Here is a 15,396-nt window from a genome sequence, read left to right on the forward strand (position 1 = left end):
AAACACCCCGGCAAATTAATGGGGGGGGCGGCCATTCTTTGGCCCCCGCCCCTCGCTTTTCTAAACCCTAGTTCGTAGTTACCGGCATCGGCGCCGACTTCGGAGTAGAGATATATCCCCGCACCTGGTTCTTGTCGATGCTGTTCACCACCAGCTCGTACAGGTTGTTGTCCTTGCCCGTATAGAACTGCACCGGCTCATTGAGGCCGCGGTCCTTCTTCTCGATCTTCTTATCATCCGCATAAACCTCGAGCGTGTAGCGGCTGTGCTTCGCATCCGCCTTCTTCAGCTCCAGGCTCACCGTCGAGACAGGCTTCCGCTGCCCCTTGTCGAGAGTGAACTCGAAGTAGTTGCGATCGCCCTTGTGCTTCAGGATTTCAAGCTCGTCATGGTTGGTCGCGATCAGGCCGCTCTGCACGCCCATGTCGCCCTTCATGCTCTGCAGCTGCGCTTCGTCGGACTTCAGCTGAGTCTGCGTGTTGCCGAGATCGCTCTTCACGCCGCCCACGTCCGTCTTCACGCTTGAAACGTCGCTCGAGACAGAGTTGACCGCCCGCTGCGTTTCTTTCTGCTCCGTCTCCAGGCGCTGCGAGTCCGCCTGCTGGCGACGCATGAGGTCTTCGGCGCGCATCTCCAGCTGCTTCTGGGTCAGGCCCAGCGACTTGCCCAGCGTATCGCTGGTCACCTTCAGCCGCGCGTTCGTCTCGTCCAGCGCCGTGGACAGCCTGTCATTCTGATGCTGCGCCTGCGAGAGCTTCGCTTCCGCATTGGTCAGACGCCCGGACAGGTAATAGCTCCAGCCCAGTCCGCCGACCGCGGCCAGCACGGCCACGACCAGCAACACAAGAAACAGTCCCGAATAGCTCCGCTCTTCTCCGCTCAACGATCCATCACTCATTGCGTTGCTTCCTTTCTCTTGCTCACGAACTGCGTCCGGCGTCCGGCTCTCAAGAGCATAGCCGGTTACCGGCACTCCGCCATAGGGCAAAGACGGCTCCAGCCCGGCCTGCGTGGCAGCCCCGCATCCAGAGGCTTCATTCCAGGGACTACAATAAAGTGCGTGGACTCTACAGAAATTGCCATCGTCGGTGGCGGAATCATCGGTCTGTCCCTCGCACTCGAGCTCGTCGCAGCTGGCCGCCAGGTTACGGTTTTTGAGCGTGGCACTGCTGCCTCGGAAGCCTCAGTAGCCGCAGCCGGCATGCTTGCCGATCAGGACCCCGAAAATCCCGCCGAGCTCAAGCAGCTTTCGAGCCTCAGCCGCAGCCTCTGGACGGATTTCCGCCAGCAGGTCGAGCGCCTCTCCGGCATGGCCGTTCCGGTTCACACCCGGCGCTCCATCCAGGTCGCCCATCATCTGCCGGAAGGCTTCACCGAGGCCACGCCCGAGGAGATCGCCTCCGTCGCTCCCGGCCTCAATACCAGCGGGAAAAGCGCTTTCTTCCTTGAAGAGGAAAGCATCTGCCCGCCTGAACTCTCCGCCGCGCTGCCGGTCGCCGTACGCGCTGCCGGGATTTCGCTGCTCGAGCAGACATCCGTGGAAGCCGTGCATGACCGCGCCGATGGCATCGAAATCGTGACTTCAAATGGCAGCTGGCTGGCCGGGCAGGTGGTCTACACCACCGGCGCATGGGCCGCGCAGTTGCCGGGCCTGCCCGCCGCGCCGCGCAAGGGCCAGATGATCTACGCCTCGCTCGACCACCCGCTCGATTGCGTGCTCCGCTCCCCGGACGTCTACATCGTGCCTCGCGGCGGCGGTTATTTCGTCATCGGCGCCACGGTCGAGGACGCAGGCTTCGACAAGCAGGTCCACGACGACGACATCCAGGCTCTGCTGGCCCGCGCCGCCGCACTCTGGCCTCCGATCGGCAACGCCACCATCGTCTCTACCTGGGCAGGATTGCGCCCGGTATCGCCCGATCACCTGCCGATACTCGGCCCACTGGACGATCAGGGCAAAGGACGCACCTGGGCTGCCGTCGCTCACTATCGCAACGGCATCCTGCAGGCGCCCGGCACTGCCCGCCTGATGCGGGAATTCATTGAAGGACAACAACTGAGCGTCGATCCGACGCCTTTCCGCTGCGACCGCTTCGCCCTCTCATCCGTCCAATAACCTATGGCGCTCCGCGCGGCTGAAGGGCCGGCGCGGAGGCCTTCCACGTAGCCAGGACCTGGCCCCGGCCGCATGACAATCGAATACGCACTGCGTTATAAACGTTCTTTAGCTCTCTTTCGCCCGCAGGAAGCTTCCGCATAGCCGATGGTTCGATCTCGGGCATTCCGGCATCCGATAACAGGAGCAACGGCGCGAAACCGATAAGGATTTCATCCGTAAACATTCAGTAAGGAGCAAATCGTATGGCGACTGCGGTAGCAGCGAAGGGTCTTGAAGGGATTGTGGCAGCAAACTCCGGCATCTGCTGGATTGACGGCGATGCGGGCGTGCTGGCCTACCGCGGAATCGACATTCACGAACTGGCAGAAAAGTCGACCTTTGAAGAGATCACCTATCTCCTCTGGAACGGCAAGCTGCCCACTAAGGCCGAGCTGGACGAGTTCAGCAAGAAGCTGGCCGACGCGCGCGAACTGCCCCCCGCCATCCTCGACCTCATCCGGGCATTGCCGAAGACCGCGACGCCAATGGAAGTGCTGCGCACCGCCGTCTCCGCACTGAGCACCTACGACGCCGACGAAAAGGCCGTCGACCATGACTCGAACGTTCGCAAGTCGTTCGCGCTGACCGCGCAGATCCCCATGATCGTTGCGGCCTTCGACCGCATCCGCAAGGGCAAGGAAGTCGTCCCCGCGGACAAGTCGCTCTCGCATGCCGCGCACTTCCTGCAGCAGCTCACCGGCGAGACGCCCTCCGAGACCGCGACTAAGACCTTCGATGTCGCGCTGATCCTGCACGCCGACCACGAGCTGAACGCCTCGACCTTCGCCGCGCGCGTTATCGCCGCGACCCTCTCCGACGTGCATTCGGCCATCACCGGCGCCATCGGCGCCCTCAAGGGCCCCCTGCACGGCGGCGCGAATGAAGCCGTGATGCGCCTGCTCTTCGAGATCGACAAGAAGGGTGCGGACCCGGTCGAGTACGTGCGCGAGCTGCTCGCCGCCAAGAAGAAGATCTCCGGCTTCGGCCACCGCGTTTACCACACCGAAGACCCGCGCGCGACGCACCTCCGCCGCATGTCCGAGGCTCTGGGCAAGGCCGACGGCAACCCCAAGTGGTACGAGATGTCCCGCAAGATCGAGCTCTTCGTGAAGGAAGAGAAGAAGCTCAATGCGAACGTCGATTTCTACTCGGCCTCCACCTACACCACGCTGGGCATTGACCTCGACCTTTTCACGCCCATTTTCGCCATCAGCCGCATCTCCGGCTGGGCCGCGCACGTCATCGAGCAGCTTGACGACAACCGCCTGATCCGTCCGCGCGCCGAGTACATCGGCCCCGAATATCCGGCCAAGTACATCGCCATCGAAAACCGCTAAGCGCGAAGCTTCACATCGCAAGCAAAACAGAAAGGGCGTCCTCGCGGACGCCCTTTCTGTTTTGCGCCAACTCTGACGGTGGCCCATTCAAGCCCGAAGTTGGCTTGAGTGGGGAACATCACATCGAAGCGCCAGGCCGGCTCGCAGGCGGCACGATGCCATTCATGCGCAGATACTCCACCATCTGCCCGTAGTGATCCATGGAATGCGCCATGTAAAACGACGCCATCGAGACACGCGTTGACTTGAAGTTTTCCGGCCCCTTCAGGGCAAGAAACGCATTCTCCGGCGTAATCGAGCTGATGGCCGTATGCGCATAGGCAAAGCTGTCCTTGAGCGCCTTCACCAGCTCGTCCTTCGTCTTCAAATTGTCCAGCATCTTCGGATCGACTCCGCCCGTCACGCCAAAGCCATGAAAGAACTCGGAGCTCGACCCTGCCAGGTGCTTCACCTGTTCACCAAAGGTGCGCACGCCTTTGAATTCACCGCCCGGAACCGAGGGTGCGAAGTCATATTTCTCGGCAGGCATTGCTTCGGCCGCGCCCACCACTTCTTCCTCAAATACAGAGAGCGCCGCGTTCAGGCTGGCCGCCGGGGTCAGCGGAGTTCCTTCCACCGCCATTTTCGGCATAGGCTTCGCCGAAGCCATATCCTGGGCCATACTCATCACCGGCAGCGTCAGCACTGCGCAACATGCCGCCGTCATAAGACATCGCATTTTCGTCATTCCCGCCTCCTCAACTGCGCAGCCAGCCTACCAGAAAGCTATGCGGGAAGCGTCAAATGCGCGTCAGACCAGCGTCAACTCCACGTTCAGCGCCCGGATGCTCTCCGCCGCCGTCTCCGGCAGCTCCCGATCCGTAATGACGTGATGCAGCGACGAGACCGGCGCGATGCGCGAGAGGCTGCGCCGCGAGAATTTCGTCGAATCGCATACCGCCACCACTCGCGTCGAGGCCGCGATCATCGCGCGATTCACCCGCGCCTCGAGCAGGTTCGGCGTAAACAATCCGGACTCCACGTCGAATGCATCCACGCCCAGGAACAGGATGTCGGCGTGCATCTCCTTGAGTACATCCTCGGCAATCGGCCCGACCATAGAGAAGGAATTCCGCCGCAGCGTGCCGCCTGTCAGGATGATCTCGAAGTTCGTATTGCCCAGGTCAGCCGCAATATTGATCGCGTTGGTGATGATCGTCAGCGACGAGAAGCGCCGCAGCCCCTGCGCGATGGCCGCCGTCGTCGTACCCGAATCGAGCATCACGCAGCTGCCGTCGGTCACCAGCTTTACCGCCGCAGCGGCGATGCGCTGCTTCTCCGCGGCACGCTGCTCCTGCTTTTCTTGGAGCGATGGATCGAAGAGCGCGCTGGAAGACGCTGGCAGCGCGCCGCCGTGGCTGCGCTGCAACAGGCCGCGCTCCTGCAACGCATCGAGATCCTTGCGGATGGTGATCTGCGAGACGCCGAAATGCTGCGAGAGGTCTCCAACGATCACGCGGCCCTCGGCCTGCAGCATCGCCAGAATCTGTTGCCGCCGCTCCTCGGCCATCAGCGAATCGACCTCGGCGGAAGCGGCACGTCGTTGCGGTTGGGTCACTTGTTTCATGGGCCTTGCTCTCATCAGATATCGCAGTAGGAATGAAGGCTATGCTACTTGTCACCGATGGAAGGATTCAAGCCGGAACACCCTTCCCTGTTGCTCGAACGCACATTACGAGAGTGGGTCGAGATCGAGCGTCAGCACCTCGAAGGGCTTGAGCACAAAGGTATGCGCCTCGCCCGACCGCAGCTCCAGTGCCGGCTGCGCCGCATCGGCTTTCCACGGGCTCTTCGCCGAGTAGCGCTGTGCCGCGCCCTTCGGCAGCTCGAAAGCCTTCTGGATATCGATGCCGATGCTCTGCGGCTTGTCGCTGGGGTTGCGCAGCACCAGGATGCCGCGGCGCGGCGACCAGGACGCCCACCCATACGCTTCCAGCCACGCCGGATCGCCGCCCACCCAATGCGTGTCCTTCAGCACATCCGCATTCGTGCGCGACCACTTCGCCGCCTCGGCCAAGTCGTCCCAGTTCTGCTGCGTCAGCAGCGACGGTGTGATGTACATCTCCTGCAGCTGCGTGCCCGTGCCAAAGTACGAATGAATCTCGTTCGGGAAATCATTGCCAGGATCAGCATCCAGATGCCGGTGCTTCGCCGCATAGATCATGCCGTGCAGCATCAATGAATTCAGCGGATAGAGCGGTCCCGCCTTCACCACCTCGTCGTATGTGTCCGCGTCACGATAGGTGATCCAGCGCTCGCGATACGGTCCCACGCCGGCCACGCTGTCATCCTCGCCGCCGCGCCAGATCGAATCCGCATACAGTAGCCAGAACGGCGACGGATAAGTGCCGGTAGTCAGGTTGATGTATATGTCCGGCTTCACCTCGCGCAGTTCGCCAATCAAGTGAATCGCCGCGCCGAAATCACTGTCGAAGCGGCTGCCCGGGAAGACGCTGTTTGCATTTCCCGTTCCATCGAACTTGAACTGGTTCACACCGTACTTGCGGATCATCTCCAGGCACACATCACGGAAACGGTCGTAGTACTTCGGCCCGGAGAGCGCGAAGCCATCGTCCACAATCTCGTAGCCCTGCTTTTTGCCGTACGCGACGCGCTCCGCCTTCGGCTTGTCATAGCCGCCCCAGGGAGACATCCACACGCCCGGAGCCGCGCCATACTTGGCCGCAGCCTCGCGGATCGGCGTAAAGCCGCTGGGAAAATCCTTGTTGAAGCTCCACAGCGTCGTGTGGTCGTCCCATCCATCGTCAAAGAGATACGAATCCAGCGTCACGTCACGCTTGTCATGCAGCTCGCGTCCGAAGGCATTCACGCGGTCCAGCGCATCCTTCTCTCCATAAGGAGTGAAATAGCCGATGTCGTACCACGAGTTGTAGTGCAGAAACGTGCGGTAAGGATGCGCCCGTTCACGCTCGATATACGCAAGGAAGTCGCGGCGCATCTGCCCGGTGTGCGCCACGCCCACCACCGAGGAATACGTCACGGACTGCCCTGCCTTCAGCGGCAAATCCCGGTCGATCGCCGCCGTCACGCGGCCCACGGTCACCTTGCTGTCAGAGAGTGGATGCTCGAAGCCCAGGAAGAAGTCACCATCCACCACCGGCGATCCCTTCACCGAGCCCACGACCTGCGCACCCGGCAGCGCCGCGTCGATCAAACGTACCTGCTCCACCGGGGCATCTTTACCCGATGCCATCAGCGTCACGAACTGCCGCACATACTGCGATCCATCGCGCAGCACCACACTCCACTTCACCGTCACGCCGGACTCGGGCGCGGCAAAGGTCGCATCGAACTCCTGCCCCGGGATGCCATCCGACGCGCGCGAGACATCCGTCTTCGCCTCCAGCGCGTGAAACCCCGCATCGGTGATGGAAAGGCTATCGGCACTCTCGACCTCACCGGTCTTGAAGCGTAGCGCGAAGGGCGCAGGCAGCGTAATGCTCGTATGGTGTAGCCGGTCTTCGACTGTCAGCGCGGAAAGATGATGATCTGCAATCGACCAGCGTGCCGCGATAGCATCGTCGCCGAGTGTGTAACTGTCACCGTGACGAATCGCTTCCGCCTTGCCTGCCTGAGCCTGCGCTACGCCCGCACCCGCCAGCACACCCGCCATCGCCAAAGCAAAAGACACTCCACGCTTCACTGAAAACCCTGCCTGTACCTGTTTTTTTGCGGAACACGATGGTTTTACAACGAATGCGATAACGTAATCAATCGAAATAAAAAGAAACGACCCCAAGCTCCCGGCTTCCGCACAAAAGCAAAAGCCCGAAACCGCCATATCGGCGATTCCGGGCTCTTCTCTTTTGCCTCTGCCGGACGGTTCTAGCGCACCTTCCACTTGTTCGAAAGCGCGGCCAGCTTGTCGTTCATGCTCATCGGCTTTGCCGGCTCGGCCTTTGCAGCCGGCTTGCCGCCGCCCTTCTTCGGAGGCGGTGCCGAGGGAGCCATCAGCGCCTTCATGGAGAGCGAAATGCGCTTCGTCTTCGCATCCGCGCTCAGCACCTTCACCTTCACGATCTGCCCGGCCTTCACCGCCTCGGACGGATCCTTGATGAATTTGTTCGAGAGCTCGCTAATGTGGACGAGGCCATCCTGGTGCACGCCGATGTCCACGAACGCGCCGAACTTCGTCACGTTGGTCACAATGCCCTCGAGCACCATGCCATCGCGCAGATCGCTGATCTCGTGCACTTCGTCATGGAAGCTCGGCGCGACGAACTTGTCGCGGGGATCGCGGCCCGGCTTGCGCAGTTCTTCGAGGATGTCATTCAGCGTGAAGACACCCGCCGTCAGCTGGCTGCGGTCTACCTTCTCCAGTAGTTCCGGCTTCTTGATGATTTCCTCAACGGAAGTTCCGAGCATCGTCGAGATCTGCTCCACCACAGGGTATGACTCCGGATGCACCGCCGTCATGTCCAGCGGCTGCTCGCCACCGCGGATGCGAAGGAAGCCCGCGGCCTGCTCGAAGGTTTTCGGGCCGACGCCGGTCACATCCTTCAGCTGCGCGCGCGAACGGAAACGTCCGTTGAGATCGCGATACTGCACGATGTTGATGGCCGTACGCTCGGTGACGCCCGCCACATAACGCAGCAGCGTCCACGATGCGGTGTTGAGATCGACGCCCACGCGGTTCACGCAGCTCTCGACCACCTTCTCGAGCGAATCGTTCAGCTGCCGCTGGTCCACATCATGCTGATACTGGCCCACACCGATCGACTTCGGATCGACCTTCACCAGCTCGGATAGAGGATCCTGCAGGCGTCGTGCAATCGAAATCGCTCCGCGCACCGTCAGGTCAAGATCCGGAAACTCCTGCCGCGCGATGTCCGATGCCGAGTAGACGCTTGCGCCCGACTCGCTTACGGTCACCGAGAAGATGTCCTCGATCTGCTTCTCGCGCAGGAAGCTACGCACAAAGGAGTCCGTCTCACGCGAAGCCGTGCCATTGCCGATAGCAATCGCGCGCACCGGATGCTGTTGCATCAGCCGCGTGAGCTTCTCGCCTGCCTCAGCAATGCCGTGCTTCGAGGTGTGCGGATAGATCACATCGTGCGCGAGCATCTTACCCGTCTCATCCACGACTGCGATCTTGCAGCCAGTGCGCAAGCCAGGGTCGATGCCCAGCACTGCGATCGGGCCGGCCGGAGGTGAGAGCAGCAGGTTGAAGAGGTTGTCGCGAAAGACGCCGATTGCCTCCGCGTCTGAACGCTGCTTCAGTTCAAGGCGAATCTCCGCCTGGATCGAAGAGTTCAGCAGGCGCGTCCACGCATCTTCAATCGCCAGCTCCAGCTGCCGCGTCCAGTCGCCCTGCTGCGCCCGCAACACGTGCGCACGCATCAGCCCCAGAGGCCGCTCCGCTTCGAGCTCGATGAGGAAGTACAGCACATTCTCGCTCTCTCCGCGCCGGATCGCGAGCATGCGGTGCGACGGAATCAGCTTCGCCGCCTCGCGATACTCGTAATACATCTTGAACTTTTCCTGCTCGTCCTTGGCATCCGGAGCCTTCCGGCTCACCACCACGCCCTCGTCGAACATCAGCTGCCGCAGCGCCTTGCGCAGCTCGGCCACTTCCGTGATCCACTCAGCCACAATGTGCCGAGCGCCTTCGAGCGCCTCGTCCGCATTCGTCACGCCCAGCTCGGCGTTGATGTACGCAGGCAGCTGCTCGTCCAGCGACTGCGCACCCGCTTCCTGCGCCCACAGGTACTGCGCCAGCGGCTCCAGGCCCTTTTCGCGCGCAACGGTCGCCTTCGTGCGCCGCTTCGGCTTGTAGGGCAGGTACAGGTCTTCGAGTTCGCTCTTCTCGAGCACCTTTTCGATGCGCGCCTTCAGCTCGTCGGTCAGTTTGCCCTGCTCCGCGATGGAGGCAAGCACGGTCTCGCGGCGGTCTTCCAGTTCGCGGAAGTAGGCCAGCTTTTCCTCGATGTTGCGGATCTGTACTTCGTCGAGATTGCCGGTCTGCTCCTTGCGATAACGCGCGATAAACGGCACTGTGCCGCCCGCATCCAGCAGTTCGATGACGGAAACAACGCTGCGCAGCGGCAGCTCGAGAAGGTTCGCAATGTGCGCAAGAACTTCAGGGGAGAGATTCTTCGGGTCGCTCATGAACGTCTGTATTCATGCTAAATGTCCACAGTGAGGAAATGTACCGGCGGCCCTTTATGGGTACCTGGCCGTACCTACCTTCTTATCCCGTCGTATCCTTCCATCAGAACGGCTCCGTCCCTATTCCAGCTCGAGGTCTCCTTCCGGATGAACCGACGCACCTTCTGCGGCCTCATGTCCGGCGCACTCGCCGGCAGCGGCCTGCTGCCGCCATCCTCCGCGGATGCGCAACAATCCGCAGGCCAGCCAGGCTCCACGCCGCTGCGCTTCACCCGCGCTGCATCCAGCCCGTTTCATCTCGACGCCGGCGGCAAGCCGCCGCACCTGCTGCTTATCTCGGCGGACATGGTCGGCCCGGACATGTATCACCCCGCGCGGCCGCTCTCGCAGCAAGTCCGCATCCCCAACATCCGCTCGCTGATGGAAGACGGCACTTTTTTCGAGAACGCCTTCTGCACCGTGCCGCTCTGCGCTCCATCGCGAGCCTCGTACCTTACCGGCCGCTACAGCTACATCCAGGGCAATGGCGAGCGAGCGCCCCAGGGCCTGCAAACCGAGCTGCGTTCCGACGACACCATCTTTCCGGAATACCTCAAGGCAGCCGGCTACCTCACCCGTCAGGTAGGCAAATGCCACGTCGGCACGAAGAAATTCCTCGATGCCTTCGGCGAAAACGATCAGCCATGGGACCGCTGGTCGCCGCCTGTCTTCGATGACGACGACTTCCTCGCCTATCAACGCCGCCTCGAGGTAAAGCCGCAACAGTACGCACGCGAGATCGTCTTCAAGCAGCAGGACCGCAAGACACCCGGTAACTCCGCAGGCGGATGGATCGTCCAGGAGGACGGCAAGCCCTTTCCGAAAGAGGCGCAATACAGCTACTACCTCGGGCAGAAGATCATCGGCACGCTCGAAGGTCTCATCGCCGACGGCTCACTCGCGCGACACCCCAGCTATCTCCAGCTCGATATCTTCGATCCGCACCAGCCCTTCTCGATCCCCGCAGGATATGAAGATCGCGAGCGCGAACTGCGTGCCATCATGACACTGCCCGAGAGCTACCACGCCGCACAGCAGCGCGACTTCGAACCAGCGGGCAACGAGCCGGAGATCGTAGACCTGTACAGGAAATACTGGGGCATCTACGATCCGCACCAGCTCATCGACTACCGCGTTGCGAACGTTCTCCAGATGGAAATCGTCGATGAGGTCATCGGCCAGGTGCTCGCGAAGTACAAGGAGCTCGGCCTCTACGACAACACACTCATCGCCTTCATTTCCGACCACGGCGAGATGAACGGCCGCCGCGCCATGGTTGACAAGGGTGTCTACATCTATCCCGATGTGCTACGCGTGCCCATGATCCTGAAGCCGCCGCGCACCGCACCGCGTGAGCACAAACGGGTTGAGACACCGGTCTCGCTCATGGATATCTCGCAGACCTTCCTCGATGCCGGAGGCATCAAAGCTGAGGCCCACTTCGACGGCATCTCGCTCCTGCCGCATCTGCGTAGCGGCGCCGGAGACGAGGACCGCACGCTCTTCTTCTTCGGAGGATGGCATGTCGGCGTGAATTTTGCCTGCGGCACGCAACATCGTTACGACGACGGGCGCCGCTATCTCTACTCCTACAACGCCAGCTCACCGAAAGATGAACTCTACGACCTCGAAAGCGACGATGCGGTAAACCTCATCGACAACCCGAAATATGCAGAAGTACGCCGCCATATGATTCAGCGCCTGGGTGCCGCGCTCGAAGCGGATCCACGCTGGATCGGATTCTGGGCCGAGTTTCGCATCGCCCGCTTCAAGGATCTGCCCACAGCAGGTGGGGACATGCAGCTTTTCACCAAACCGGCGTAATTCGTAACTGCTGCAACGATAAAAAAGCCCGGATCTCAAGATCCGGGCTTTTCGCATATTCAGAACAAGATTATGAAGCAGTCACGTTGAACCCGCTCACCACCACCTTCGCCGCCTCTCCACGCGTATCCGCATGCTTCAGCTCGATGACAATGGTGCGTTTTTCACCCGGCATCAGCGCAATATAGTTATCGCTGTAGATCGCCGGCAGAATGCGGTCGCCGCTGCGCTCGCGCACAGCCTTCAACCGTGTCATGAGTGCCGGTGTCTGTGACGTATTCTCGAGCTCCGTCGTCAGAAGCCACTGGTCTCCCTGCTGTGCTGCCTTCGTTGTCGCGCGCACCTGCGCTTTCGCCAATTGCCGGATGGCACGATAGTCGCCTTCCCTGATCGCCCGCAGATAGAAGTTGCTCGAAAGCTCCTTCTCACCCTGTGTGAGCGAAAGCCTCAGGAAGTGTACCGATGTCAATCCGTCCATCGACGGGATCTCGATTGGCGTCTCCGTGCTGTCTTCCCTGCTATCAAGCGAAGCAGACTTCGACCACTTCTTTTCGCCATCGAGGTTCACGATCTCAGCCTGAGCCGTCAACCCGCTCTGAATGCCACCGCTGTAGTTCACCACTTCGATCTTCCCCGTCGTACGGTTCCACTGGATGTGCAGCGGCTCCGACCCCTTCTTCGCGCCGAAGTACGCTGCTGTCGGCTCAAAGTAGTAGTCGTAGGTCTGCCACACAAACGACGGCCAGCAGGGATGACTCATCCACAGCAGCACGCCCATGCGGTACTTACTCTGCGCCTCGAACATCGCGCGGTGACCTTCGTAGTTTACGAACTGCGCGAGTTCCACCCACTGCTCGCCCGACTGTGCGCCACCGTAGCTGTCGTTGATGATGCCGAGGAACGAACTGCCGCCCTGCGCGCCGGTCTGCGAGAAGTCATGCAGCCCCCAGTCGAGCCCCTGCGGCCAGATCGCCTTCTCCGGCATCATCGCACGCACGCTCTCGATCGGCGGAATGTTCGGCATGCCGATCTCGCTGTGCATGCGGCTGTCGGCCATATCGAAGTACACCGCCGTGGGCAGCGCGTTGTACGGGCCGTGGCCGCTCACCACGTCGTCAGCCGAGCTGCCGATGTAGTGAATATCCGGATGCAGTTCCGCAAGCAGCTTGCGAATGCCTGCGTCGAGCACCGGCGGCGGATAGCCTTCATTGCGGCCGCAGTAGAGTCCGATCGAGGCATGACGGCGGATGCGCAGAATGTAGTCGCGCGCATTCTTGAGAAAGAGCGCGTTGTCATCCGGGATCGGACCATCCCACGGATTCGCCAGCCAGAAGTCTTGCCACACCACGATGCCGTGCCGGTCGCAGGCCTCCCAGAAAGCCTCGTCGCCGATCTGCCCCACCCAGTTGCGCACCATCGTGAAGTTCATCTCGCGGTGATAACGCAGCGCCGCGTCATACTCGCGCGCACGATAACGCAGCATCGATTCGCCGAAGCCCCAGTTGCCGCCGCGCGCCACAAACCTGCGCCCGTTGATAAAGAGCTTGAGCTTGCCGCCCTCTTCGCTGAACGTCATCTGCCGGATGCCGGCCTTGAACTTCTTCGTGTCGGTGATCTTATGGTCCCGCCCTTCGAAGCTCAGCTCGACGTCATAGAGATGCGGCTCTCCATAGCCCGTCGGCCACCACAACTCGGGCTTGTCGATCCGCAATTCAGGATGCGTCACCGTATCCAGGCGAATCGTCTTCTTCTCCGCAGCTTCCAGATCGACATGCTGCGCGAACTTTACCGATCCGAACCTGCCCGTGAGCGTGCCGATCACCGGCTTCGAGGTGTGATTCCAAAGCTCGACTTCGATCTTCAGATCGGCGCGCGAGGTATCGGGCAGCGGAAGTGTCGATACCACCAGCGGGTTCTCAACTGTTACCGCTCCGGTTACAGATAGATATACATCGCCCCAGATGCCGCTGTTACGCCCTCGGATCGTAGGAATCCAATCCCACCCAATCGACGCATGATACGTCGGATTGTCGCGCCCCAGAGCACCACCGTTGCGGCTCGGATTCTCCCACGTCTTCTGTTTGCAGGCTCCCGGCGTCACATTCTTTTCGACCTTCACCGCCAGCGCATTCACCTGCCCCGGCTTGAGCTTGCCGGAGACATCGAAGCGCCCGCGCATAAATCCACCTTCGATCCGACCCAGCTTTTCGCCATTCAGGTAAACATCGGCCTTCCAGTTGATGCCGTCGAAGTTCAACCACGTCGTCTGCCCGTGCCCAACAGCGGGAGCGGTGAACTCCGTGCGATACCAGAAGTCCGAATAGAAGTATGAATCTGAAATATGTAACTGATTCTGACCAAAATTCGGATCCGGGATGGCTCCCGCATTCAGGTAGGACGTCAGCACCGTGCCCGGTACCGTCGCCACCACCCAGCTGTCGTCTTTATAGCCGGCAGTCGCGAGCGCCTCGCCCGTCGCAGAGCTCAACGCGGTAATGCGCTCCACGCGCCAGTCCCCACCTGCGATATTCAGACTGCCGTCTGCGGCAGGTTGCTGCGCGGCCTTCGGCTTCGCCACCGGGCCGCCGCGGCCATACACCTCAATTTCACTCAGCAGGTAGCCCTGCGCCGAGGTGGGCCGCGTCATCAACACGCGCACATAGCGCGCACGTTGCGACGAGGGGAGGTGCAGGTCATCGACCTGGCCATTGTTTGCTGCAAGCGCCTGAAGATCGCGCCACGACTCGGCGTCATCCGAAAGCTGGATCTTCCCTTCGGCCGCGCGCGCAATCCAATAAAGAGCGATGCGGTCGAACTCGCAGCGTGCACCCAGGTCCACATAGACCCACTCTTCGCCGCTGCCCGCGCTCATCCATGCGCTGGTGAAGCTGTACGGACCGCCCACCTGCACACGCTCGCTGCCACGCCAGAATTCGATCTGCCCCATCTGCCACTGTGCGCCCTCTTCATCGCCTTGAAGCGAGCACCTCACCTCGTAGTAGCGGCTGCGATACGCCTGCTTCAGCGAAATCTCGGGATAGAAGAGGTTCGCTCCATGCGAAATATCCGGCGGATACGGCGCGGGTGAGGTCGTCTCCGGGCCTTCAAGGCTCGCGACCTCTGTCCACGTGCGCCCGTCATCGGAGACAGATATCGTCAAACGGATCGCCGATGCCGGTATGTGCTTCGGCATCACAAGAAAGACCTTCAGCTTATCGATCTCCGGCAGCTCGTCACCGCCCAGCATCATCACCTGCACCGAGGGCGAGGAACCCTTGAGCTCCTGCGGGCTTGCCTCGTAGTGGTTCAAGAGCGTTTCGCGATCCGGCTTAGGCAGCTCGCCCTGCCGGTTCATGGAGACCGCGACCCAGCTCGGCATCCGCGTATCCTTCACGCCGTCAGTCACCAGCTGCGCCGTCAGGTTGTAGTCATACGCACTCGAATGGAAGGCGGGCCGCCGGAGCGCCAGATTGCGATAGGTCGTCGCATCAATCACCAGCTCCGGCGCAAAGTTCTCCTCCGCCGCCCCCGGATACAGGCCAATCCCGCGCGTAAATTCCGCAGCGGCGGCGGTTGTGTTCTCGGCAACGCCGGCAGGTTCGTCCAGGGCCGTGGCAGAAGTTTCAGCAGAGGCATGGGCGGCGGGCATAGCCATGCCTGCGCCCGCAATCAGGGTGCTCTTCAAAAAAACGCGTCGTGAGGTGGACATCGAACCCTTTCGTATGGCCGTGCCCTCTCATCACCGCGAGTAAATCGCATAACCGGGCACAGGGTACACACTATCGCCGAACCTCATGCGCCATCAAGTCGGAAGCAAAAGGCCACAGCCCGCGTAACATTTACGCGGGCCGTGGCCTTCTCGGATAAAAG

General features: G+C 61.3%; 9 protein-coding genes. 3 read left to right on the forward strand and 6 right to left on the reverse strand.

Annotation, left to right across the window (positions count from 1 at the left end; all coding sequences use genetic code 11):
* Positions 1-67: 67 nt before the first annotated feature.
* On the reverse strand, positions 68-898 hold the full coding sequence (locus QM649_RS14665; RefSeq protein WP_415199801.1) for a hypothetical protein: 831 nt from the start codon (positions 896-898) through the stop codon (positions 68-70).
* Between the two features lie 162 nt (positions 899-1,060).
* Between QM649_RS14665 and QM649_RS14670 the strand changes: the two genes are divergently transcribed.
* Positions 1,061-2,116, forward strand: coding sequence for an NAD(P)/FAD-dependent oxidoreductase (locus QM649_RS14670; RefSeq protein ID WP_415199802.1), 1,056 nt, complete (start codon positions 1,061-1,063; stop codon positions 2,114-2,116).
* A gap of 245 nt (positions 2,117-2,361) precedes the next feature.
* Positions 2,362-3,495, forward strand: coding sequence for a citrate synthase (locus QM649_RS14675; protein ID WP_415199803.1), 1,134 nt, complete (start codon positions 2,362-2,364; stop codon positions 3,493-3,495).
* A 118-nt stretch (positions 3,496-3,613) separates the two neighbouring features.
* Here the strand turns inward: QM649_RS14675 and QM649_RS14680 are convergent, their stop codons facing one another.
* The 4 genes from QM649_RS14680 to QM649_RS14695 all read right to left on the reverse strand — a co-directional run bounded on the left by QM649_RS14680 (position 3,614) and on the right by QM649_RS14695 (position 9,663).
* Complete coding sequence (locus tag QM649_RS14680) at positions 3,614-4,222, reverse strand: DinB family protein (protein ID WP_415199804.1); 609 nt, start codon at positions 4,220-4,222, stop codon at positions 3,614-3,616.
* A gap of 63 nt (positions 4,223-4,285) precedes the next feature.
* Positions 4,286-5,101: a transcriptional repressor AgaR gene (gene agaR / locus QM649_RS14685; protein WP_415199805.1), complete on the reverse strand. Its 816-nt coding sequence runs from the start codon at positions 5,099-5,101 to the stop codon at positions 4,286-4,288.
* A gap of 105 nt (positions 5,102-5,206) precedes the next feature.
* Complete coding sequence (locus tag QM649_RS14690; protein ID WP_415199806.1) at positions 5,207-7,186, reverse strand: enterotoxin; 1,980 nt, start codon at positions 7,184-7,186, stop codon at positions 5,207-5,209.
* Between the two features lie 194 nt (positions 7,187-7,380).
* Positions 7,381-9,663 carry a Tex family protein gene (locus QM649_RS14695; protein ID WP_415199807.1) on the reverse strand — a complete coding sequence of 761 codons (2,283 nt, stop codon included), beginning with the start codon at positions 9,661-9,663 and terminating at the stop codon, positions 7,381-7,383.
* Between the two features lie 147 nt (positions 9,664-9,810).
* Here QM649_RS14695 and QM649_RS14700 point away from each other — a divergent pair, with 147 nt between their 5' ends.
* A complete protein-coding gene (locus QM649_RS14700) occupies positions 9,811-11,526 on the forward strand; it encodes a sulfatase-like hydrolase/transferase (RefSeq protein ID WP_415199808.1) in 1,716 nt (571 codons plus the stop codon).
* Between the two features lie 70 nt (positions 11,527-11,596).
* Here the strand turns inward: QM649_RS14700 and QM649_RS14705 are convergent, their stop codons facing one another.
* Positions 11,597-15,211, reverse strand: a complete 3,615-nt coding sequence (locus QM649_RS14705) for a glycosyl hydrolase 2 galactose-binding domain-containing protein (RefSeq protein ID WP_415199809.1) — start codon at positions 15,209-15,211, stop codon at positions 11,597-11,599.
* Between the last annotated feature and the right edge of the window lie 185 nt (positions 15,212-15,396).

The sequence above is a fragment of the Silvibacterium sp. genome (assembly GCF_047605705.1).
Lineage (GTDB): Bacteria > Acidobacteriota > Terriglobia > Terriglobales > Acidobacteriaceae > Silvibacterium.